The sequence below is a fragment of the Nitrospirillum bahiense genome (genome assembly GCF_007828025.1).
Classification (GTDB): Bacteria; Pseudomonadota; Alphaproteobacteria; order Azospirillales; family Azospirillaceae; genus Nitrospirillum; species Nitrospirillum amazonense.
Genome location: NZ_VITO01000002.1, coordinates 306268 through 326076, shown reverse-complemented (window position 1 = coordinate 326076; position 19809 = coordinate 306268). Strand labels below are relative to the sequence as shown.

Annotated in this window: 24 protein-coding genes; 4 read left to right on the top strand and 20 right to left on the bottom strand. The window is 68.2% G+C overall.

The window, feature by feature from the left end:
- Positions 1-5: 5 nt before the first annotated feature.
- The 13 genes from FBZ88_RS04145 to ccoN all read right to left on the bottom strand — a co-directional run bounded on the left by FBZ88_RS04145 (position 6) and on the right by ccoN (position 11550).
- Positions 6-452 (bottom strand): PaaI family thioesterase, encoded by a 447-nt coding sequence (locus tag FBZ88_RS04145; protein WP_145615551.1) that lies wholly within the window; start codon positions 450-452, stop codon positions 6-8.
- Between the two features lie 51 nt (positions 453-503).
- Complete coding sequence (fliN, locus tag FBZ88_RS04140) at positions 504-806, bottom strand: flagellar motor switch protein FliN (RefSeq protein ID WP_186291285.1); 303 nt, start codon at positions 804-806, stop codon at positions 504-506.
- A gap of 159 nt (positions 807-965) precedes the next feature.
- Positions 966-2189 carry a GGDEF domain-containing protein gene (locus FBZ88_RS04135; RefSeq protein WP_186464189.1) on the bottom strand — a complete coding sequence of 408 codons (1224 nt, stop codon included), beginning with the start codon at positions 2187-2189 and terminating at the stop codon, positions 966-968.
- A 189-nt stretch (positions 2190-2378) separates the two neighbouring features.
- On the bottom strand, positions 2379-2909 hold the full coding sequence (locus tag FBZ88_RS04130; RefSeq protein ID WP_145615548.1) for a mismatch-specific DNA-glycosylase: 531 nt from the start codon (positions 2907-2909) through the stop codon (positions 2379-2381).
- Positions 2910-2963: 54 nt separating this feature from the next.
- The gene (locus tag FBZ88_RS04125) at positions 2964-3179 is read right to left on the bottom strand and encodes a hypothetical protein (RefSeq protein ID WP_145609584.1); all 216 of its coding nucleotides are present in this window, start codon (positions 3177-3179) and stop codon (positions 2964-2966) included.
- Positions 3180-3204: 25 nt separating this feature from the next.
- Complete coding sequence (gene ccoS, locus FBZ88_RS04120; protein ID WP_004274417.1) at positions 3205-3369, bottom strand: cbb3-type cytochrome oxidase assembly protein CcoS; 165 nt, start codon at positions 3367-3369, stop codon at positions 3205-3207.
- Positions 3369-5759, bottom strand: coding sequence for a heavy metal translocating P-type ATPase (locus FBZ88_RS04115; RefSeq protein WP_145615547.1), 2391 nt, complete (start codon positions 5757-5759; stop codon positions 3369-3371). The genes ccoS and FBZ88_RS04115 overlap by 1 nt, the downstream gene beginning before the upstream one ends.
- Positions 5760-5779: 20 nt before the next feature.
- Positions 5780-6295: a FixH family protein gene (locus tag FBZ88_RS04110; protein WP_244411132.1), complete on the bottom strand. Its 516-nt coding sequence runs from the start codon at positions 6293-6295 to the stop codon at positions 5780-5782.
- A 32-nt stretch (positions 6296-6327) separates the two neighbouring features.
- A complete protein-coding gene (ccoG, locus tag FBZ88_RS04105; RefSeq protein WP_145615546.1) occupies positions 6328-7878 on the bottom strand; it encodes a cytochrome c oxidase accessory protein CcoG in 1551 nt (516 codons plus the stop codon).
- A 329-nt stretch (positions 7879-8207) separates the two neighbouring features.
- A complete protein-coding gene (gene ccoP, locus FBZ88_RS04100; protein WP_145615545.1) occupies positions 8208-9101 on the bottom strand; it encodes a cytochrome-c oxidase, cbb3-type subunit III in 894 nt (297 codons plus the stop codon).
- Between the two features lie 9 nt (positions 9102-9110).
- Positions 9111-9317 carry a cbb3-type cytochrome oxidase subunit 3 gene (locus tag FBZ88_RS04095; RefSeq protein WP_088871312.1) on the bottom strand — a complete coding sequence of 69 codons (207 nt, stop codon included), beginning with the start codon at positions 9315-9317 and terminating at the stop codon, positions 9111-9113.
- Positions 9318-9327: 10 nt separating this feature from the next.
- Complete coding sequence (gene ccoO / locus FBZ88_RS04090) at positions 9328-10053, bottom strand: cytochrome-c oxidase, cbb3-type subunit II (protein ID WP_004274100.1); 726 nt, start codon at positions 10051-10053, stop codon at positions 9328-9330.
- A 15-nt stretch (positions 10054-10068) separates the two neighbouring features.
- Positions 10069-11550, bottom strand: a complete 1482-nt coding sequence (gene ccoN / locus FBZ88_RS04085) for a cytochrome-c oxidase, cbb3-type subunit I (RefSeq protein ID WP_145615544.1) — start codon at positions 11548-11550, stop codon at positions 10069-10071.
- Positions 11551-11849: 299 nt separating this feature from the next.
- Between ccoN and FBZ88_RS04080 the strand changes: the two genes are divergently transcribed.
- The gene (locus tag FBZ88_RS04080) at positions 11850-12677 is read left to right on the top strand and encodes a DUF2189 domain-containing protein (RefSeq protein ID WP_246138481.1); all 828 of its coding nucleotides are present in this window, start codon (positions 11850-11852) and stop codon (positions 12675-12677) included.
- Positions 12678-12689: 12 nt separating this feature from the next.
- Here FBZ88_RS04080 and FBZ88_RS04075 read toward each other — a convergent pair whose 3' ends face one another.
- The 4 genes from FBZ88_RS04075 to FBZ88_RS04060 form a co-directional block, all read right to left on the bottom strand.
- Positions 12690-12995, bottom strand: a complete 306-nt coding sequence (locus FBZ88_RS04075) for an addiction module antidote protein (RefSeq protein ID WP_145615543.1) — start codon at positions 12993-12995, stop codon at positions 12690-12692.
- Positions 12996-12998: 3 nt separating this feature from the next.
- Positions 12999-13184: a hypothetical protein gene (locus FBZ88_RS31490; RefSeq protein WP_425465778.1), complete on the bottom strand. Its 186-nt coding sequence runs from the start codon at positions 13182-13184 to the stop codon at positions 12999-13001.
- A gap of 192 nt (positions 13185-13376) precedes the next feature.
- A complete protein-coding gene (locus FBZ88_RS04065) occupies positions 13377-13880 on the bottom strand; it encodes a hypothetical protein (protein WP_040849387.1) in 504 nt (167 codons plus the stop codon).
- Positions 13881-14006: 126 nt separating this feature from the next.
- Positions 14007-15278 carry an FAD-dependent monooxygenase gene (locus FBZ88_RS04060; protein ID WP_145615542.1) on the bottom strand — a complete coding sequence of 424 codons (1272 nt, stop codon included), beginning with the start codon at positions 15276-15278 and terminating at the stop codon, positions 14007-14009.
- A gap of 239 nt (positions 15279-15517) precedes the next feature.
- On the opposite strand from FBZ88_RS04060, the gene FBZ88_RS04055 reads away from it, so the two are divergent.
- Together FBZ88_RS04055 and FBZ88_RS04050 are read left to right on the top strand one after the other, a co-directional pair.
- Positions 15518-15982, top strand: a complete 465-nt coding sequence (locus FBZ88_RS04055) for a hypothetical protein (protein ID WP_040849383.1) — start codon at positions 15518-15520, stop codon at positions 15980-15982.
- Positions 15983-16018: 36 nt separating this feature from the next.
- Positions 16019-16327 (top strand): hypothetical protein, encoded by a 309-nt coding sequence (locus tag FBZ88_RS04050; protein WP_145615541.1) that lies wholly within the window; start codon positions 16019-16021, stop codon positions 16325-16327.
- Between the two features lie 97 nt (positions 16328-16424).
- Here FBZ88_RS04050 and FBZ88_RS04045 read toward each other — a convergent pair whose 3' ends face one another.
- The 3 genes from FBZ88_RS04045 to FBZ88_RS04035 all read right to left on the bottom strand — a co-directional run bounded on the left by FBZ88_RS04045 (position 16425) and on the right by FBZ88_RS04035 (position 18818).
- Entirely contained in the window at positions 16425-17435 is a 1011-nt protein-coding gene (locus FBZ88_RS04045; RefSeq protein ID WP_186464188.1) for an Ig-like domain-containing protein, read from the bottom strand.
- A 155-nt stretch (positions 17436-17590) separates the two neighbouring features.
- Positions 17591-18307 (bottom strand): cytochrome b/b6 domain-containing protein, encoded by a 717-nt coding sequence (locus tag FBZ88_RS04040; protein ID WP_145615539.1) that lies wholly within the window; start codon positions 18305-18307, stop codon positions 17591-17593.
- A 7-nt stretch (positions 18308-18314) separates the two neighbouring features.
- The gene (locus FBZ88_RS04035; protein WP_145615538.1) at positions 18315-18818 is read right to left on the bottom strand and encodes a c-type cytochrome; all 504 of its coding nucleotides are present in this window, start codon (positions 18816-18818) and stop codon (positions 18315-18317) included.
- Between the two features lie 243 nt (positions 18819-19061).
- On the opposite strand from FBZ88_RS04035, the gene FBZ88_RS04030 reads away from it, so the two are divergent.
- The gene (locus tag FBZ88_RS04030; RefSeq protein WP_145615537.1) at positions 19062-19646 is read left to right on the top strand and encodes an LOG family protein; all 585 of its coding nucleotides are present in this window, start codon (positions 19062-19064) and stop codon (positions 19644-19646) included.
- The last annotated feature ends 163 nt before the right edge of the window (positions 19647-19809 follow it).

The window sequence follows — 19809 nt, the reverse complement described above, 5'->3', positions numbered from 1 at the left end:
GTCCCTCAGGCGCCGGCCAGGCTCCATAGGGCGGTGCCGGCCACCAGGGGGCGGTCGCCGTCGTGGACGCGGACCTCGGTCACCAGTTGCGACCAGTTGCGGCGGATCAGCCGCGCCTCCCCCTGCACCAGGGTGCCGCGCGGACCGCTGCCCAGGTGGTTCAGCGTCAGGTTCAGCAGCACCGCCTCCCCCTCCGGCACGCCTTCGTCGCTGATGGCGCGCAGGCAGACCAGTTCGGCGAAAGAGGCCAGGACGGAGGTGTGGATCTGGCCCGTGCCGGCCAGGTGGCGTTCATCGGCGACGAAGGCGCGGACCCAGCCGCCATCCCCGCCGCCACGGGTCGGCCGGCCCTCCCAGAATGGGCCGATATGGGCGATGAAGCCGGGGGTCACGGGGCACAGGGCCCAGCCCTCCGTACTTGTCTCCACCACCACGCCGCCATCCGCCATCATGTGCCCGGCCCCTCCCCTGGTTCTCAGGCCCTGGTTCTCAGGTGAACGACATCAGCCGTTCACCCGCGTGAACTCGCGGAAGGTCACGGCGATCTTGTCCTCGACGATGGTGACCTCACCCCGGCCGACGGTGCGGCCGGAAACGATGATGTCGGACAGGTCGTCGATCTTGCGGTCCAGTTCCACGATGGCGCCGCGGCCCAGCTTCAGCAGGTCGCGCACGCGGATGGTGGAGGTGCCCAGCACCACCGACACCTCGACCACCGTGTCATAGATGGCCGACAGTTCGGGGGCCGACGACATGGTGGCGCCGCCACCGCCGAACATGGCGTCGATATCGTCCTGGTTGCTCATGTCGCCGGATCCCGTATTCGCAAGTCCCGCCCGTGGGATACCGGATGACATTACCATGACCCGGCAGCCAAGGGAGCAGCGATTTGGTTGGATGCCCCGGCGGGAGCCGGCTGCGTGAAACCAGACGCGCTCGCTGAGCCTTTCCGCGCGGGCGGGTGCCTATATCCAGCCGGCCGCGGCCAGTCCGGGGGTTTCCGCGTCGGCGTCCCGCCGCGCCTCACCCCACAGGTGCGCCTCCACCCGATTGCGGCCGCCGGCCTTGGCGCGATAGAGCGCCTGGTCGGCGGCATGGACCAGGGCCGCCCAATCCACGCCGGGCGCGAGAGTGGCGCGACCCACGCTGACCGTGCATCGCAGCGGCGTCTGCGGGTCCACGACCAGGTCGGCGACCGCCTGGCGGATGCGCTCCGCCACGGCGGCCACCGTGGCCGTGTCGGCGTCAGGCAGGGCGACCGCGAATTCCTCGCCGCCGACGCGACCCAGGATATCCGTCGCGCGGATGACGCCGGCGATGGTCTGCGCGACACGGGTGATCACCATGTCACCCACGCCATGGCCCCACCGGTCGTTGATGGCCTTGAAGTGGTCGATGTCGACCATCAGCACCGCCAGCATGCCGCCCCGCTGCTGGGCCCGCGCCACCAGACGCTCCCCCTTTTCCCAGAGGACGCGACGGTTGGCGATGCCGGTCAGGGGATCCTGCTCCGCCAGGCGGATCAGGCGCGCCTGCAACCGCTGCCCGACCATCCACAAATAGCCGAGGGTCAGCGTGAAGGTGACACCGGCCCGCAGCATCAGCCCCATAGAGGTGGTGGAATCACGCACGTCACCGATCACCACCTGGCCGTGCGGCAGCACCATCAGCGCCTCCCAACCCATGCGGGTCAGCAGCACCGCCGCCCAGGCCACGTTGAATCCCGCCATCGTCCAGGCGGCGATCCTCAGATCGCGCTCCGCATGGCGGAGCAGCAGCCAGGCACAGCCCATCGCCAGCAGGAAGCGGCAGCCGCAACCCAGGATGACGTTGATGGGCAAGTTCAGACCGACCCCCAGGAAAAGGCCGATCTTGGCGCACGACAGCGCCGCCGCCGGAAGCAACAGCCAGAGCGTGCGCCGGGGCCGGTCCAGGAACGATAGGATGCCGACGTAAGCCAGCATCGTTCCCCAATCCAGCAAGAGGTTACCGATCAAGCTGAACGCCGGTATGGGCCGGTTGGCATGGGGCGTCAGGACGATCAGCATGCCAGCGGCATTGATCAGGTTCGAGGAAACCCAGAACCAGACCGCCCTGCCCGCCTTCAGCGTACGACCGACGGGAAACAAGCAGAAGGCGGCGATGACATGCAGCAGAATATTCACGTCGAGAAGTGTCAGGACATGCATTTCACTTCCACCGCCGCGCAATACCGATGACGGCCGGATATTCCCCATGGCATCGACCGGGGCGCCCGCGACAGGACAGCGAAAATAAATCCGTCAACCCGACACCGGAACCCAGTGATGATACTAGCACACAACTGTTACCGGAGTGGACGACGCCCACGCGCTACCTGGAAATGCAGGTCTGCAAAATCAGGGGAGCCGGGCGGATGCGGTGCGCCGCTGGGCCACGAAGGCCGCCGCTTCCCGCCAGGGCTCTAGCGTGAAGAAGCGCCGCGCCTGACCGGAGGGGGACGGCAGGACGAACAGGGCGATGCCCTCGAAATCCTGGGCCTGGCGGCCATACACCGGGCTCCCGACCAGGCCGAAGTGCCCCGCCAGGAAGACGGACGCGGCCGTCTTGCTGGTGAAGGCCACGGCGCCGGGACGATGGCGCCGCATCTTCTCCACGAAGGCCGACACGTCATAGGCGGCGGGGTCCAGATCCACGTCGTTGCCGAACTGGGTCTTGTTCAGGTCGGTCAGGCCCAGGCCCAGCCCCGGCAGGGTGGGATATTCCTGGGGGGTCAGGCGCGTGGGCGTGAAACCGGCGGCATGCAGGCTGGGCCAGAAGGCGTTGCCGGGCTTGGCGTAATAGGCCTTGGCCGCCATGGAGGCGCGGCTGGGCGCCGTGCCGCAGAACACAAGATCAAGGCCGGGAGCTAGGACGTCGGGGATCAGCATGGCGCAAAGATAGGGATGGTTCCCATCCCGCGCCAGTGCCGCCCCCCTTTGACTTCACTCCGCCGGCTGCTGCGCCAGCTCGTCCGTATGCCCGCCGACGGTGCGGGCGATGGTGAAGAAATTGACCAGCACGCCGAAGGCGACGAACAGCAGGCCGTCGATGTAGCCCGCCAGGTCGGTGGACCCGGCAGCGAAGAACAGGCCCAGCACGGCCACGATGATGCCCATGCCATGAACGATGACGGCCGGCAGGGTGTTGGACGCTTTCATGACTCACTCCATCAGACTAAACGGATCAGGTGTGCCGCTTGGGCAGCGGCGTTTCATCCTCGTACAGGATGCGGGTGGCGGAGCCGTCGAGGTCCTCGAACTGGCCATCGCGCACCGCCCAGAGGAAGGCGCAGAGCCCCAGCCCGCCCAGCAGCAGGGCGGCGGGGATGAGGAAAAGCAGGCTGTTCATCACTGACCTCCATCGGGGGATTTCTTACCGCCCAGGCGCAGGGCGTTGGCCATGACCGCGAGCGATGAGCCGGACATGGCGGCGGCCGCCACGAACGGCGTCGCCAGGCCGGCCATGGCCACCGGCACGGCGCACAGGTTGTACAGCAGGGTGAAGGCCAGGTTCTGGCGCACCAGGGCGCGGGCCCGCCGGGCCACGGCCAGCGTCTCCGCCACCGCTGCCAGGCCATCGCCCTGGAACACCACGTCGGCCGCGGTCTGGGTCACGTCCACGGCGCTGGCCGGGCTGAGCGACACGTCGGCAGCGGCCAGCGCCGCGGCATCGTTCAGCCCGTCGCCCACCATCAGGACCTTCCGCCCTTCCGCCCGCAGCGCCGCCAGGTGCGCGCACTTGTCGGCTGGCCGGGCGTCGGCGCGCACGATATCGATGCCGACCTCCGCCGCCAGGGCCTGGGCGGTGACGGCGCGGTCGCCGGACAGCAGCTCCACCCGGTAGCCGGCGGCCTTCAGCTCCGCCACCACGGCGGCGGCGTCGCGGCGGGGCCGGTCGGCGAACAGGAAGCGCCGGGGCGGCTGGCCGCAGCGGCTGAACCACAGCTCCGGCCCCGCCCGCCCCTCATCAGAATCCGTCACGCCGCAGAAGGCGCGCGATCCCAGGCGGACGAAGCCCTGCGGCCCCCGCCAGCGCAGGCCGCCGCCCGGCACCTCCACCACGCCATCGGCCACGGGGCCGGGACCGGCGGCGCGGGCCAGCGCCCGCGACAGGGGATGGCGCGAGACACGGGCCAGACGGGCGGCCATTTCCAGTTCCTCTGCCGCCAGGGTGGAATCGGCCACCAGGTCGGGGCGGCCCAGGGTCAGGGTTCCGGTCTTGTCGAACACCACGGTGTCGATGGGGGCCAGGCGCTCCAGGGCGGTGGCGGACTTCAGCAGGATGCCCTGGCGCATCAGCCGGCCGCTGGCCGCCACCTGCACCGCCGGCACCGCCAGCGCCAGCGCGCAGGGGCAGGTGATGATCAGGACGGACACGGCGATCAGCAGCGCCTGGTACCAGGCGGCATGGCCCAGGAACACCCAGGCCAGGAAGGTGGCCAGCGCCGTCAGGTGCACCACGGGCGTGTAGGCCCGGGCGATGCGGTCGGCCAGCAGGACATGGCGCGCCCTTCCCTGCTCCGCCGCCTCCAGCAGGCGCACCATCTCCGCCAGTAGCGTGCCCTCGCCACTGGCGGTGGCGGTCAGGCGCAAGGGGGCGGTGCGGTTGATCATGCCGGCGAAGACCTGGGTGCCGGGCGCCACCGCCAGGGGCAGCGTCTCGCCCGTCACCAGGCTGGCGTCCAGGTCGGACACGCCCTCGGCCACCGTGCCGTCCACGCCGATGCGCTCCCCCGCTGCCACCAGCACCGTGGCGCCCAGGGGCACGCGGGCGGGGGGCAGGACCTGGGGCAGGCCGTCGGCACCCAGCACCGACACGGGCGCCTGGTTCAGCGCCAGCAGGTGAGCGGCGGCGGACCGGGCCCGGCCGCGGGCCCGGCTGTCCAGGTAGCGGCCCACCAGCAGGAAGAACAGCAGCATGACGGCGCCGTCGAAATAGGCGTGCTCCTCATGCTGGGCCGTCATCACCACGCTCATGCCCGTGGTCAGCAGTACGCCAACGGAAATGGGCACGTCCATGTTGGTGCGGCCGGCCCGCAGCGCCGCCAGCGCCGACTGGAAGAAGGGCTGGCCGGCGATGGCCACCGTGGGCAGGGCGATCAGCGCCGACACCCAGTGCAGCAGCGTTCGGGTGGCATCGCCCATGGCATCCGCGCCGGACCAGACCGACACGGACAGCAGCATGACATTGGCGGCGGCGAAACCCGCCAGCGCCAGGCGCCGCAGCAGTGCCCGTTCCTGTGCCGCTGCCGGATCGGCACCCGCGCCGGCGCCGCCGAAGGGGGCCACGCGATAGCCCAAGCCCGTCACCAGCCGGGCATACTCCACCGCCTGGGCGGCGGTGCCCGTCCAGCGCAGGGTCAGGCAGCGCGTGGTCAGGTTGGCTCGGGCGGATTGCACCTCGGGATGGTGCTTGGTCACCGCCGCCTCGATCAGCCACAGGCAGGCGCCGCAGTGCAAGCCGTCGACGCTGAGGCGCAGCAGGCAGCTGCCGTCCGGCGCCACCGCCACCGCGTCGGGCAGGCCCAACAGGGGATCGGCGCCGTCCGCGTCATCCGCCACGGCGGGGGCCGCAGCCTCCGCCGGCCGGCGGTCGTAATAGGCGTCCAGCCCCAGGTCATGGATCAGGGTGTAGGCGCCGGCGCAGCCCTGGCAGCAGAAGGCGCCCCGCTCCGTCGCCGCCCCCAGCAGGGGCTGGCCGCAGTGCCGGCAGTGCGTCGTCAGGCTGTCCAAGGGCATGAGTCGCGTCCTCTCCGCCCTTACTTCACGAACAGCCGGCGGGTCAGGTGGTACCAGTGGGGGCCCTTCTCCGCCTTCAGCTTCAGGTCCCACTGCCCATGCTTGGGCAGGGCGACCGTGGCCGTGTAGCGGCCGTTGCCGCTGGCGGTGAAGGTCAGCGGCACGTCGGGCATGATGTCGATGGGCCGGACCAGGCGGCCGGTCAGGGCCATCCCGTCCAGGACGGCGCCGTCGCGGTCGGTGATGCGCACGGTCAGCACACCCGTCCCCTTCGCGCTGTCGGCGGCCGGCTCGATATCCGCGTCGAACACCCAGCCCAGGGCGTCCTGCTGGGCCTGCGCCTCCAGCACCTTGTTATACTCGATGCCGCGCTCATAGGGCTTGGCAGTGACGATGCCGGTCCAGCTGTGCATGGCGTAGTAGATCAGGATGCTGTTCACCACGATCACCACACCCATGCCGCCCACGAAGATCCAGGGGATGAGGGAACGCTTGGGCTTGAGCGGTTGGCGGCGGGGCATGTCGATGACGGTCATGACGGTCATTCCTCGGATTCGGGGCCTCAGGATCAGGGCTTGGCGCCGGGGCCCATGAAGACGCCCTCGTAGAAGGTGGGGCGCGCGGGGGCCGGCCCCTGCTCCGTCAGGCTGAACACCAGGGGGATGGAGCCCTGGGCGCCGCCGTCGCGCGTCATCGACTGGCGCGGCAGGCTGACGAAGACGCGGAAGGTGGCGACGGCGTCGCCGTGCACCGGCAGCGTCACGCCATCGCTGCCATGGGCCTCGCCCACATCCTGTACGACCAGGGTCGCGCCCGGCTGGCCGACCACGCCCAATTGGAAGGCGCTTTCGCCCCGCCGCTTGTTGATGACCTTGATGGTGTAGCCGTTGCGCAAGGAGCCATCCGACAGGGTGACATACAGCGGCGCCCGGTCGCGCAGCACGCTGATGCCCATGGTGGCGCGCGTTTCCAGGGCGGTCAGCATCACCCCCGCCACGATCGCCAGCACCAGGGTGTAGATCACCACGCGCGGCCGCAGCAGGCGATAGCGATTGGCCTGCCCGCCGGCCTTTGTCTCCTGGTTGGCCAGGGTGTCGAAGCGGATCAGGTTGGGCGGACGGCCCACTTTGGTCATGATCTCGTTGCAGCTGTCGATGCACAGGCCACAGCCGATGCATTCCAGCTGCTGGCCGTCACGGATGTCGATGCCGGTGGGGCAGACGGCGATGCACTGGCCGCAATCGATGCAGTCGCCCCGGCCTTCCCAACTGGTGCCGGCCTTGTGCGGACCGCGCCGCTCGCCGCGCCACGCCTCATAGGTCACCACCAGGGAATGCACGTCCAGCATCGAGCTCTGGAAACGGGGCCACGGGCACATATAGGTGCAGACCTGTTCCCGCGCCCAACCGGCCAGGACATAGGTGGTGGTGGTGAAGAGGCCGACGAAGAAGTATTCACGCATGGTGGCGTGGCCCGTCAGCAGCGCCTTCAGCGCCGTGGGCGCATCGTCGAAGTACAACACCCAGGCCCCACCGGTGGCCAGGGAGATGGCCAGCCAGGCGGCGTGCTTGGCCGTCTTGCGCAGCAGCTTTTCCCGGTTCAAAGGCTGGTTATCCAGACGGATGCGGGCGCCGCGGTCACCCTCGATCCAGCGCTCCACCGCCATGAACAGGTCGGTCCACACTGTCTGCGGGCAGGTGTAGCCGCACCAGACACGCCCAGCCAGCGAGGTTACCAGGAACAGGCCCACGGCCCCCAACACCAGCAGGCCGGTGATGTAGTAGACCTCCTGCGGCCAAATCTCGATGCCAAAGAAATAAGCGCGCGGGGCGGCCAGGTCGATGAGGATCGCTTGGTTGGGCGCCCCGGGCCCGCGGTCCCACCGCACCCAGGGAACGGTGTAATAGACCGCCAGGCACAAGACCAAAATCGCCCATTTCAGCGTACGGAAGGGCCCGGAAACCGCCTTGGGGTACACCTTGACCCGCTCGGCATACAGGCCGCCTTCCTGGCTGTCACGGCTGGCCTTGATCGACTGCGGGCGGCCGTCACGCGGCGGCGCCTTGCGTTGTTCGACCGGGCGTTCCAGCAGGCTGCCGTCCTGGGGATTGGTTTCCATGGGATCCATCCTAGTAACCATACGCGGGCCAGCCCCAATGGTTGGGCCACCAACGCGGATATGGACGGACCCTATGCCCGCACCGCTCCCCTCGCCTTGCGATAGATCAACCGCCCGCCAGCCACGGCCGCGCCGCGACGGCAGGTCACAGCCGTGAAAACAACCGCTTGCAAAGTGCTGCACCTGTGATCCGGGCAAAGAAAAACCCCCGCCGGATGGGGTGCGGCGGGGGTTCTCGTGCGGACCCTGGGCGGGTCCCCTATGACACGTATTGGGGGAGGCAAGCGTCAGGGGGATGGGGGGAAGGAAAGTCCCACCCCCCGTCGGCCTTACTTCCCACCGCCCAGGGTGTGCACGTAGGCGGCCAGCAGCTTGACAGTGGCGGGGTCCAGGCGCTCGCTCCACGCCGGCATGCTGCCGCGCCGGGCGTAGGTGATGGTCTGGACGACCGTGGCCTTGTCCCCGCCATAGAGCCAGATGGCATCGTTCAGGCGGGGGGCGCCCACGTCGGGGTTGCCGTCGCCCTTCTCACCATGGCAGGCGGCGCAGTTGTCCGCGAACACCTGGGCGCCGCGGCCGGCGGCCGCCTTGTCCGTACCGGTGTTCGACAGGCTCAGCACATACTCCGCCACGTCGTTGATCTGCTCCTTGGTCAGCAGGCCATCGGCGCCGAAGCGCGGCATGTCCGACACGCGGGAGTCCGGGTTGGAATTGCGCACGCCGTAGGTGACGGTCTGCAGGATCTGCTCTGGCGTGCCACCCCACAGCCAATCGTCGTCGGCCAGGTTGGGGAAGCCTTTGCCCCCGGCGCCGCCGGCGCCGTGGCAGGCGGCGCAGTTCTCGGCGAAGGCGATGTGGCCGGCGGCCTGCACGTAGCCGCGCAGTTCCGGATCCTTCTCGACGTCGCCGATGGGCGTGGCCAGCAGCTTGGCCTTCAAGGGCGCCAGCGCCTGCTGGCGGGTGTCCAGCTCGGACTTCACCGTGTCGCGCCGGGTCCAGCCCAGCACGCCCTTGGTGTGGGAGTGCAGGCTGGGCCAGGCGGGATAGAGCACGGTGTAGACCAGGGCGAAGGCGATGCAGGCGTAGAAGGTGTACAGCCACCACTTGGGCAGCGGCGTGTTCAACTCCTTGATGCCGTCCCATTCATGGCCGGTGGTCTCCCGGCCCGTGTGGGCGTCTCTTTCCCTGCCCGCATGGGCATGGTTGTCAGTGTTGGTCGACATGGGGGGACCTCAGCCTTTCATAGTCGGCATTGTCCGCCGTAGGGGCCGCCGCCGCTCGGGCAGCGGGTGGTCGGCGTCATCCAGCAGCGGGATACGGGCGCACTCGTCCAGGCGGCGCCGGCGCGAGGGCCAGTAGGCCCAGATGCCGATACCGCTGAACAAGGCCACGAACCACAGCAGCCAAACCTGCGAGATCAGGGCGTGGAACTCTTCCATGGCGTCCCCCTCACTGGTGCAGGTCTTCGGGCTGCAGCTTGCTGAACTCGACCAGCGTGCCCAGCATCTGCAGGTAGGCCACCAGGGCGTCCATCTCCGTCAGCTCGGGGCTTTCGGTGTTGAACTTGCCCACCACCGCCTTCGGGTACCGCTTCAGCAAGCCGCTGGTATCGGCGTCCGGGTCGGCCTGGGCCTTCAGGTCGGCGGCGGCATTGGCGATCATGTCGTCCGTGTACGGAACGCCCACGGTGCGCAGGGTCTTCAGGTGATCCTGGATGTTGGGCACCGATAGCGGACGGCTGGCCAGGAAGGCGTAGGTCGGCATGATCGATTCCGGCACCACGGCGCGCGGATCCTTCAGGTGGGCGACGTGCCAGTCGTTGGAATACTTGCCGCCGACGCGGGCCAGATCCGGACCGATACGCTTGGACCCCCACTGGAAGGGATGGTCGTACATGCTTTCCGCCGCCAGGCTGTAGGGGCCATAGCGCTCCACCTCATCGCGGAAGGTGCGGATCTGCTGGCTGTGGCAGACGTAGCAGCCCTCGCGGATGTAGATGTTGCGGCCCATCTGCTCCAGCGGGGTGTAGGGGCGCACCCCGCCCACCCGCTCGATCGTGGTTTCGATGGAGAACAGGGGCACGATCTGCACCAGGCCACCGATGGACACGGTGATCAGGGTCAGCAGCGCCAGGATGACGACATTCTTTTCGACGATGGCGTGAGAGAATTTCATTTTCGGTCCCTCCGCTCACTCGGCCGCGACCAGGCCCGCGGGCCGGTCTTCCGCCAGCGGCTGGCCATGCTTCACGGTGCGGATCAGGTTGAAGGCCATGATGATGGCGCCGGTCAGGAACAGGACGCCGCCCATGCCGCGGATGATGTAGTAGGGGTGCATGGCGGCCACCGTCTCGACGAACGAGTACTGCAGGAAGCCCATGTCGTCGTAGGCGCGCCACATCAGGCCCTGCATGATGCCCGACACCCACATGGAGGTGATGTAGAGCACGATGCCCAGGGTGGCGGTCCAGAAGTGCCATTCCACCAGCGTCTGGCTCCACAGCCCCTTACGCCGCCACAGCACCGGCACCAGATAGTACAGGGCGCCGAAGGTAACGAAGGCGACCCAGCCCAGGGCGCCGGAGTGCACATGGCCGATGGTCCAGTCGGTGTAGTGGCTGAGCGCGTTCACCGGCTTCACCGACATGACGGGGCCTTCGAAAGTGCTCATGCCGTAGAAGGCGACGGCGGTGACCGTGAAGCGTAGCGACGGGTTGGTGCGCAGTTTGTCCCAGGCGCCCGACAGGGTCATGATGCCGTTGATCATGCCGCCCCAGCTGGGCATCCACAGCATGATGGAGAACACCATGCCCAGGGTCTGCGTCCAGTCCGGCAGGGCCGTGTAGTGCAGATGGTGCGGGCCGGCCCAGATGTAGAGGAAGATCAGGGCCCAGAAGTGGATGATGGACAGGCGGTAGGAGTAAACCGGCCGCTCCGCCGCCTTGGGGATGAAGTAGTACATCATGCCCAGGAAGCCGGCGGTCAGGAAGAAGCCCACCGCGTTGTGGCCGTACCACCACTGGATCATCGCGTCCTGCACGCCGGCGAAGGCGCCGTAGCTCTTCGTGCCGGTGAAGCTGACGGGCACCGCCAGGTTGTTGACGATGTGCAGCATGGCGATGGTGATGATGAACGCCAGGTAGAACCAGTTGGCTACGTAGATGTGCGGCTCACGCCGCTTGATCAGCGTGCCGGCGAACACGATCAGGTAGGCAACCCAGACGATGGTCAGCCACAGGTCGGTGTACCACTCGGGCTCGGCGTATTCCTTGCCCTGGGTGATGCCCATCAGGTAGCCCGTGCCGGCCAGCACGATGAACAGCTGATAGCCCCAGAAGATGAACCAGGCCGGCAGCGCACCGCCGAACAGGGGGGCGCGGCACGTGCGCTGGACCACGAAGAAGGAGGTGCCCAGCAGCGCGTTGCCGCCGAAGGCGAAGATGGCCGCGGACGTGTGCAGCGGCCGCACGCGGCCGAAGCTGGTCCATTCCAAACCGAAATTCAGCGCGGGAAACGCCAACTGAAAGGCAATGAGGACGCCGACCGTGAAGGCGGCGATGCCCCAGAACATGGTCGCGATGGTGAACGCGCGGACCACATCCTCCACATAGGCTTCCCGGCTGGCGGGACGGGCCGCCGTGATGGGCACCCCCCCGGAAACCGCTACACTCATGACACCCCCCGAATATGGGCTCAAGCGGCAGGGACCCGGGTTGAACCCCGGATCTCGTCTCTTAAGACAACGATTGCGGGCATCGGCGGGCCCGGTTTCCCAGGCGGTGTCCGTCGGGCGACGGGGCCGATGCTCCTCAGCGTCGGCACTGTGATGGTGGGCACACCCAGCCGCATTGACCTGCGTCAAGCCGCCATCCATCAACCTGGCGTATGGTTGGGTGAGTGACGGAAGGCCCGGCAAGAAGGCCTACGGGACGCGGTTGGCGTTGCAACCCCTGGGCGGAGCGGCACAAGGCCATGACGGCGATGACGGACGGGACCCTGATCCCGGTTTTCACCCACCCCTCGCCCGCGGTGCGGCGGGTGCCGATGGACCGGCCCTGGCACTGGCTGCGGCTGGGGTGGGCCGACTTGGCGGCGACGCCCCCCATCAGCCTGGGCTACGGCCTGATACTGGCGGCGGTGGGCTTCTTCGCCACGGCCGTGGCCATCCTGGACGGCTGGCTGGCCCTGCTGCTGCCGCTCACCGGCGGCTTCATGCTGCTGGCGCCCTTGCTGTCCGTCACCTTCTACGAGGCGTCGCGCCGGCGCGAGCGCGGCCTGCCGCCCGACGCCGCCGCCTGCCTGAACGCCTGGCGCGGCAACCTGTCCGCCATCGGCGCCTTCGGCGTGGTGCTGCTGCTGATGCACCTGTTCTGGGTGCGGCTGGCCACCCTGCTCTACGCCCTGATGCTGGGCGAAGTGCATGTCCCGCCGGACGGCCTGGCCGCCGTGCTGCTGACCCCAGCGGCCCTGCCCTTCCTGATCGTCGGCACCCTGCTGGGCGCCGCCTTGGCGCTGGCCACCTTCACCATCAGCGTGGTGACCTTGCCCCTGTTGCTGGACCGCGACGTCGGCGTCCTCACCGCCATCGCCACCAGCATAACGGCGGTGCGCGCCAGCCCCCGCGCCATGCTGCTGTGGGCCGCCCTGATCGCCGGGGCCGTGGCACTGGGCATGGTCACGCTGTTCATCGGCCTGGTGCCGCTGCTGCCCCTGATCGGGCACGCCAGCTGGCATGCCTACCGGGACGTGGTACGGCTGCCGGTGGAGGTGAGGTCTGTGGACCGACGGGCCGAGGACTGATAATAGGCCAAGTCAGGTGCCGGCCGGCGCGCTGGGCACGACGGTGATGCGCAAGTTCAGCGCGTTCAACACCCGTTTGATCGTGTCGTACCGGGGACGGGTGCCGGGAGTCAGCGCTTTATAAAGGCTCTCCCGGCCCAGCCCGGCCGTCGCGGCCACATGCGCCATACCCCGCGCCTTGGCGACATCCGCCAGCGCCAAAAGGAAGATGTCAGGGTTCTCATCGTCCATGGAGAGGCGCAGGTATTCCGCGATGGTCTCTTCGTCGTTCAGATAGCGACTGGCGTCGAAGGGCTCCCACTTGGTCTCATCGGTCATGGCCTATTTTCCTTTGGTCCGCTTTGCCTGATCCCGCGTCGGTGATCGAGGTTTGGGAGGAACGCGGGATTTGGCGAGGCGGATATCCTCTGCCTGGGTGGACTTATCACCACCCGCCAGCAGCAGGTAAACGACACCACCCACCCGCGTAAAATAGATGCGATATCCCGGACCGTAATGGATACGCATCTCGCTAACGCCATCCCCCACCCGGCGCCACGTCGCCGAAATTACCGGCGCGCGCTCGGTTCAAGCGATTCAGCACGTGGGCCTTGCCGATCGCATCGGCCAAAGCCTCAAGCCACGCGCTGAATGCTGGGTGGGCATTGAGCGTATTCACACAGGCACTGTATCCCATAGGATACAGTGCCGCAATCCAATTCAGCTGAACTGCAGCATGGACGGCGCCTTGTCGATGATCTCTTCCAGGATCATCTCGGCCGTCTCCAGCTCGCTGCGGATGGATTCGTTCAGACGGCTGGCGTATTCCGGCTTGCGCAGTTTTTCGCTGGCCTCATAGAGGCTGCGCAATTCCGTCACGAAGATCTCGCGGGCGCCCAGGGGTAGCACGGTCTTGGCCGACAGCACGAAGAAGAAGCGCATGCTGGCCCGCACCAGCAGGCTCAGCATCAGGGTGTCCAACTGGGCGTAGCGCTCGCGCACATCATCCACCGGGCCGTCCATGCTGCGCAGGCGGCCTTCCACCAGGATGCACAGGGCGCGGAACTCCCCCACCTTGTTGCGGAAGGCGTTGTAGGCCTCGAAGCTGTCACGGGCGGCCGCCGCCTCTGCCTGCTTGGCCAGTTGGGTGGATTCGCGCGCCTGACGCTCCAACGCGTCCAGCAGGCCCACCACTTCCTTGCGGGAATAGACGCGTCTGACCACCGGTATGCCATCCTGTCGCTAGGGCACCGCACCACCCTTGTATACCCAGGCCACCCGGTGGATCAAAGCGCCGCCGACGGGCGGGCGGGCATGCGCGAAAGAATGGGTGGGATAGACGCCCTCGGGTTATTCCTCCTCCCCGCCCAACGCCGCCAGCCGCACCGGCCGTTCCTGGCGCGACACCGGCAGTTGCGACAGGGTCAGCGCGATGCGCCGCCGCAGGAAGGGGGTGCCGATGACCAGGGGCAGGAGGTGACGGCGCAGCAGCCGGCCCCACCAGCCGTCGGCCAGCAGGCCGACGCGGGAGATCAGGTCCGTGCCCCGCAGAACGCCGCGCGCCACGGGCAGGCGGTCCTGGGCGTAGCGGTCCAGCACGCCCTCGTCCTTCCGTCCTCGCGGACCACGGCGCAGCGTCTCCGTCAGGCGGGCGCCCAGGTTCAGGGCGTCCTGGATGCCGGTGTTCATGCCCTGGCCCCCGGCCGGGCTGTGGATGTGGGCGGCGTCGCCGGCCAGGAACACCCGGCCGTGGCGCAGCCGCCGCACCATGCGGTGATGGATGGTGAAACGGGTCAGCCAGGTGGCCTCCCCCAGCACCAAGGGCAGGCCGGACACGGCGCGGGCGAGCGTGCTGAAGGCAGCCAGGTCGATCTCCGCCTCCGGCACCGGCGGATCGCCCTTGGGAATCACCACCAGGCGGCACAGCGTGGGATGGTCCGCATCCTTCAGGGGGAAGAAGGCCATGGCGCCAACCTCCGTACTGAAGAAGCGCACGGAGTCGTGGCCCAGATCCGCGTGGCCCGGGCCCCAGTCCAGGGTCACGTCGGCCAGCAGGAAGGTGCCGGGATAGGAGCCACCGGCGAAACTTGCGCCCACCTGGTGGCGCACCACGCTGTGGGCGCCGTCGCAACCGACGACATAGGCGGCGCGCACCAGCTCGATGCCGCCATCGGGCCGGCGCACCTCGCACTGCACGCCGTCGCCGTCCTGCCGCAGGCCGGCCAGCTCATGGTTCCAGTCGACGGCGACGTTGAAGGCCGCCGCCTGCTCCGCCAGCAGGCGCTCCGTCTCCCCCTGCGGCAGCACCAGGACGAAGTTGTAGGGGCTGGGCAGGCCGCCCAGATCCACCGGGACGGGACGCTGGTCGCCCAGATGGAAATGCACGGTGCGCACCGGCTGGCCCGTGGCCACCATGCGGGCCGGCAGCCCCACGCCGAACACATCCGACAGGGCCTCCAGCGTGCCGGCGTGCACGCCCAGCGCCTTCGATTTCCGGGAGCGGCCCACCGCCTTGTCGATCACCCGAACGGGCACGCCGGTACGGCCCAGCATGGCCGCCAGCGCCAAGCCCGTGGGACCGGCCCCCACCACCAGGACCGCCACATCCATATCGCTGCTCAAGTCCGCGTCCTCCCACCCGGTTCCCAGGAACTGGCCGCTTACTTCTTGTTAGTTCTCTGCCGATATGCTCCCGCTGCACGCGCGCCGCAATGCGCACCTTGGCAATAGGGCGCCTTTACAAGTTCACGAGGGACGCCCGGGGATTAAGGTGGACGGCCAACGGCGCCTGAGGGTAAGCATGATGCCGGTTTGTTCTGCTGCCGAACCGGCGTTAAAAGCATTGAGAGGGCGTTCAGTCAATGGAACAGGCGATCGTCACCGTTCAGAACCTCGCCGGCCTGGCGCAAAGCGCCCAGGCGGGCCTGCCGCTGGGCAAGGACGCCCTGCTGTTCGGCGAGGATGGCACGGTTCGCCTCAACCGCGACCGTTCGCCCTCACGCCACCATTTCTATCTGGACGGCCTGCTGTTCCACGTCTCGATCACGCCGCAGGATGAAAGCACCCTGTTCCAGATCTGGGCTGAGGTGGGCTTCCTGCCCTACACCATCGAGGCGCCGGAGAAGCGCGCCAAGCTGCAGTCCATCCTGCGCGCCACGGCCAGCCTGCGCACCGCCCGCTTCATCGTCGACGAACAACAGAAGGTGCTGGTGCTGAGCCAGCAGGACGTGCCGGGCCATGTCAGCCTGACCGACCTGATGTATGAGACGGTGCAGTTCATCCAGGAGGCGCGGCCGTATCTGCGCATCTTCGGCAGTTATCTGTGAATAAGAATAGGCGCCCGTACCTGACCGGAGTGCGCCATGCTTGAGATCATGCTGGGCGGCTTTATGCTCATCGCAATGGTCTTAATCGTGCTGGAATATTCCCTGCTTTTCATAGCTTTTCGTGTGCTGAAAAGCGGTGCCGCACGAGTGGTGGCTCTCGGTCTATCCTTCGCTGCCGCATTAGGCGCCTACCACTTTATCGGCACCCTCACAGATTGGTTTACCAGTCACGAAGGCCGATTGCTCTACGCCATTCCAGCGGTCGGACCGGCTATCGGACTGGTCTTTCTTCTGGTCCGGTTCACCAAAAAACTCGATGCCATCAACGAACAGAATTCACAATAATTCCACCTATAGCAGCAGCTCGTGGCATCCAAAAACCAACCGCCGCCGGCTGGTCGCTTGGGGCTGAATAAACCAACCCCAGGACCTTTCGAAATCATCAATGATGCCCGCCGGCCCCCGCCGGCCCTCCGCCGGCCGGCCCCGCCGTTGTCGGCAGGATGAAGATCTGCCCCGGATAGATCAGGTTGGGGTCGCGGATCTGGTCCTGGTTGGCGTCGAAGATGGTGGTGTACTGGATGCCCTCGCCATAGAGGTGGCGGGCCAGGGTCCACAGGTTGTTGCCGGCCACCACCACCACGGCGCGGCTGTCGCTGTCGGCGATGGGCTGGCGCTCGAAGGTCACCTCGGCGCGGGCCGCCACCTTGCCGTCCGCCCCCACCTGATCGACGCGCAGGGTGTACCGGCCCGGGTCGACCAGGCGTTCCGGGGTAATGGACCAACGGCCCTGCAGGTCGGCCGTGGCGTGGCCCACCAGCGTGTTGTCCAGGTACAGCTGCACCTCCGCCTTGGCCGGGGCGTCGCCGCCCACGGTGACGGCGCCGGCGCGGTTGTAGTCGATGGTGTCGATGGCCACGGCCAGCGACTTGTCGGTCTTGACCGGGCTTTGCAGCACGCGGCTGCCGCCCTGGCGCGGCGTGACGACGGCCAGGGCGCCGCCGGTCTCGTTCTGCTTGCGGCCGGCGATGTCGCGCTTGGCGTCCGGCACCACCAGGGTCACCGTCTCATCCGCCGCGACCTCGGTGCCTTCCGCCGTCTTCATCTTCAAGGATAGGGTGCGGGAGCCGGGGGTCAGCGCCTGGGTGGGGGTCAGCACCCACTCGCCGCGCTTGTCGGCGGTGACGGTACCCAATTCCCTGTCGCCGTCGGAGATGGTGACGGCAGCGCCCGGCATGGCGCGGCCGGCGATGACCGCTGTGCCGTCGGGGCTGACGCGCACCACATCGAAGGTGGGAACCGCGCTGGGGCCGGACGGGGCCTCGGCCACGGCCGGGGCGGCGGTTTGCGTCGTGCCGGCGGTGCGGTCGGCCTGCATGTGGGACAAGCCCCAGACCAGCAGCGCCAGCGCGCCCACGCCGACGACGGCGGCAATGACCTTGTTCTGCGTCACAGTCGGTTCCTTTGTCATTGTCCCGGCGGCTGACCCCCGGCCGCCGGTTCATGAGCCCCCCAAGCGATCCTGGGTACCATCCTGGGTGCGATCCCGGGTGCCGTTCCGGAATAGCCCGGTGGCACCCGCGCGATCAAGCCTGGAAGATCGCCGCGTCAGGCGAAAACGACCAAGCCCGCCACCAATCCCGCCGCGACGGCGGCCAGCACGCCCGCGTGCCAGAGCGGAACCCAGCCGTGGCCCACGTCGCTGTCCCCCGCCCCCGCCCCATCGCCGGGCAGGAAGGTAAGGCGCTTCCACCCCGTAATCATGGGGCGCACCAGGTTCTCGCGCTTGACCACCAGATAGAACAGCACCGCCGCCACGTGGACGGCGACCACGATCTGGATCAGGCTGAAGTTGGCGTGGTGCAGCCGCCGCGCCAGCTTGGCGGCCGACGCGCCGACGCGGTGGGCCAGCGGCCCCTCCTCCATCCCATCGTCATCCACGGCGAACAGGCCGGTGCCCACCTGGGCCAGCAGCACCAGCAACAGGACGACCACGGCCCAGCCACCCAGCGCGTTGTGTCCCCGTTGCGGTGGCAGCGGGCCGGGGCTCGCCACGTGCCGCAGGTGGCTCAGCACCGCCGCCGGCCCCTTCAGGAAGCGGGCGAAGCGTGCCTGGTCGCTGCCCATCCCCCCCCAGAACAGGCGGAACAGCAGCAGGGCCAGGGCGGCGTAGCCCAGCTTGAAATGCAGGGCGAGGTTGTCATGGGTGGCCGTCCACCACAGCCCGGCCAAATCGGCGACCAACAGCCAGTGGAACAGCCGGATGGGCAGGTCCCAGATGGGGATGCGCTCCCCCGGGGGCCCGCCCTGGTCCTTGGGCGCCATGCCCGGCTTACTTCTTCTGCCGGTAGGTCTCGTGGCACTGCTTGCAGGTGCCGCCCACGGCCTGTACCGCCTGGCCGATGGCGGCCTTGTCGGCGGTGGCCGGCAGGGCCAGGATCTTGTCCAGCGCTTGGGCCAGGTCGGTGAAGCCCTGGCGGAACTTGGCGTTCTCCTGCCAGATCACGGGCAGGGCCTCGCTTTCGCCCACGCCCACGTCCGTACCCTCGGTGAACTGGTCGGGCAGGCCCTTGGTCACGGCCTCCATGGCGGCGGCGGCGGCGGCCACATCCTGGGCGGTGCCCTTGTCGTCCTTCAGGTAGCCCATGAAGACCTTCATGCCGCCGCCCAGCTTCTTCATGTCCTGCTGGCGGGCCTTGACGATTTCCGCCGGGTCCAGCGCGGCGTGGGCGACGCTGCCCCCCAGCAGGGCGGCGGCCAGGGCCAGGCCGGCGGCGATCCGCACGGCGGGGCCGGCGCGAAAGGCTTGCGGGACATCACGAAAAGCACGCGGCATTCTTCTCTCCTGCCCTGATTGTAACCACTTATCTCTATGGCCTTGCCCGCCACCCGTCCGGGCCGCCTAATGCCATCCGCCACCTTGCACGGCCTGCCGGATGGCTTGCAGTCGGCCCGCAAGGATGGTGTAACGGGCCGTCACCCGTCCGGCAAGCCCCGCTGGCGGTCAGCGGACGGCGGCATCCCGGGCGGGGATGAGGTGGTTAAAGCCCATCCCGCCCGTTCCATAAGGATGAGAGGAATGTCCAAGGTGCGTAGCGTCTGTGTCTATTGCGGGTCCTCAGGCCAGGTGTCGGAGGAATACAAGAAGGCCGCCCACGACCTGGGCACCCTGATCGGCAACGCCGGCCTGCGGCTGGTCTATGGCGGCGGCCGCGTGGGCCTGATGGGCATCACCGCCGACGCCGCCCTGGCGGCGGGCGGCGAGGTGGTGGGCATCATCCCCGACCACATCCAGGTGCGCGAGGTCGACCACGGCGGCCTGACCGAACTGCACGTCGTGGACAGCATGCACACGCGCAAGCGCATGATGGTGGAGAAGTCCGACGCCTTCGTCGTCATGCCCGGCGGCCTGGGCACCCTGGACGAAGCGTTCGAGATCATCACCTGGCGCCAGCTGGGCCTGCACGACAAGCCGGTGGTCATCGCCAACATCGACGGCTACTGGGATCCGCTGCGCGACCTGCTGACCCACATCCGCGCCACCGGTTTCGGCCGGGGCGAGATCGAGAGCTATTTCACCTTCGTCGACAGCGTTCACGCCATCCTGCCGGCCCTGCGCCGCGCGCCGGACGCCCTGCAGAAGATCGCGGTGGAACGGCTGTAGCCGGTTTCAAGGGCGCGCGGCCCCGGTTCCATCGGGGGGACACCGTTGCGGGGACCGCACGCCGGTTCCCCGCCCCGCTTGCTTGATCGCCGGGCCCGAATGGGCTCTTATACCGGCCGTCCGATATACTGGTCGCCCAATCGCGGTCGTTTCTTACCCGGGC

Coding starts and splice junctions, on each gene's coding strand:
- FBZ88_RS31490 (WP_425465778.1), bottom strand. CDS start 13,184: ATGCGTATCCATTACGGTCCGGGATATCGCATCTATTTTACGCGGGTG.
- FBZ88_RS04055 (WP_040849383.1), top strand. CDS start 15,518: ATGGAACAGGCGATCGTCACCGTTCAGAACCTCGCCGGCCTGGCGCAA.
- ccoP (WP_145615545.1), bottom strand. CDS start 9,101: ATGTCGACCAACACTGACAACCATGCCCATGCGGGCAGGGAAAGAGAC.
- FBZ88_RS04135 (WP_186464189.1), bottom strand. CDS start 2,189: ATGCATGTCCTGACACTTCTCGACGTGAATATTCTGCTGCATGTCATC.
- FBZ88_RS04115 (WP_145615547.1), bottom strand. CDS start 5,759: ATGCCCTTGGACAGCCTGACGACGCACTGCCGGCACTGCGGCCAGCCC.
- ccoN (WP_145615544.1), bottom strand. CDS start 11,550: ATGAGTGTAGCGGTTTCCGGGGGGGTGCCCATCACGGCGGCCCGTCCC.
- FBZ88_RS04130 (WP_145615548.1), bottom strand. CDS start 2,909: ATGCTGATCCCCGACGTCCTAGCTCCCGGCCTTGATCTTGTGTTCTGC.
- FBZ88_RS04125 (WP_145609584.1), bottom strand. CDS start 3,179: ATGAAAGCGTCCAACACCCTGCCGGCCGTCATCGTTCATGGCATGGGC.
- fliN (WP_186291285.1), bottom strand. CDS start 806: ATGAGCAACCAGGACGATATCGACGCCATGTTCGGCGGTGGCGGCGCC.
- FBZ88_RS04030 (WP_145615537.1), top strand. CDS start 19,062: ATGTCCAAGGTGCGTAGCGTCTGTGTCTATTGCGGGTCCTCAGGCCAG.
- FBZ88_RS04080 (WP_246138481.1), top strand. CDS start 11,850: ATGACGGCGATGACGGACGGGACCCTGATCCCGGTTTTCACCCACCCC.
- FBZ88_RS04110 (WP_244411132.1), bottom strand. CDS start 6,295: ATGACCGTCATCGACATGCCCCGCCGCCAACCGCTCAAGCCCAAGCGT.
- FBZ88_RS04050 (WP_145615541.1), top strand. CDS start 16,019: ATGCTTGAGATCATGCTGGGCGGCTTTATGCTCATCGCAATGGTCTTA.
- FBZ88_RS04040 (WP_145615539.1), bottom strand. CDS start 18,307: ATGGCGCCCAAGGACCAGGGCGGGCCCCCGGGGGAGCGCATCCCCATC.
- ccoG (WP_145615546.1), bottom strand. CDS start 7,878: ATGGAAACCAATCCCCAGGACGGCAGCCTGCTGGAACGCCCGGTCGAA.
- ccoO (WP_004274100.1), bottom strand. CDS start 10,053: ATGAAATTCTCTCACGCCATCGTCGAAAAGAATGTCGTCATCCTGGCG.
- FBZ88_RS04075 (WP_145615543.1), bottom strand. CDS start 12,995: ATGACCGATGAGACCAAGTGGGAGCCCTTCGACGCCAGTCGCTATCTG.
- FBZ88_RS04095 (WP_088871312.1), bottom strand. CDS start 9,317: ATGGAAGAGTTCCACGCCCTGATCTCGCAGGTTTGGCTGCTGTGGTTC.
- FBZ88_RS04035 (WP_145615538.1), bottom strand. CDS start 18,818: ATGCCGCGTGCTTTTCGTGATGTCCCGCAAGCCTTTCGCGCCGGCCCC.
- FBZ88_RS04145 (WP_145615551.1), bottom strand. CDS start 452: ATGATGGCGGATGGCGGCGTGGTGGTGGAGACAAGTACGGAGGGCTGG.
- ccoS (WP_004274417.1), bottom strand. CDS start 3,369: ATGAACAGCCTGCTTTTCCTCATCCCCGCCGCCCTGCTGCTGGGCGGG.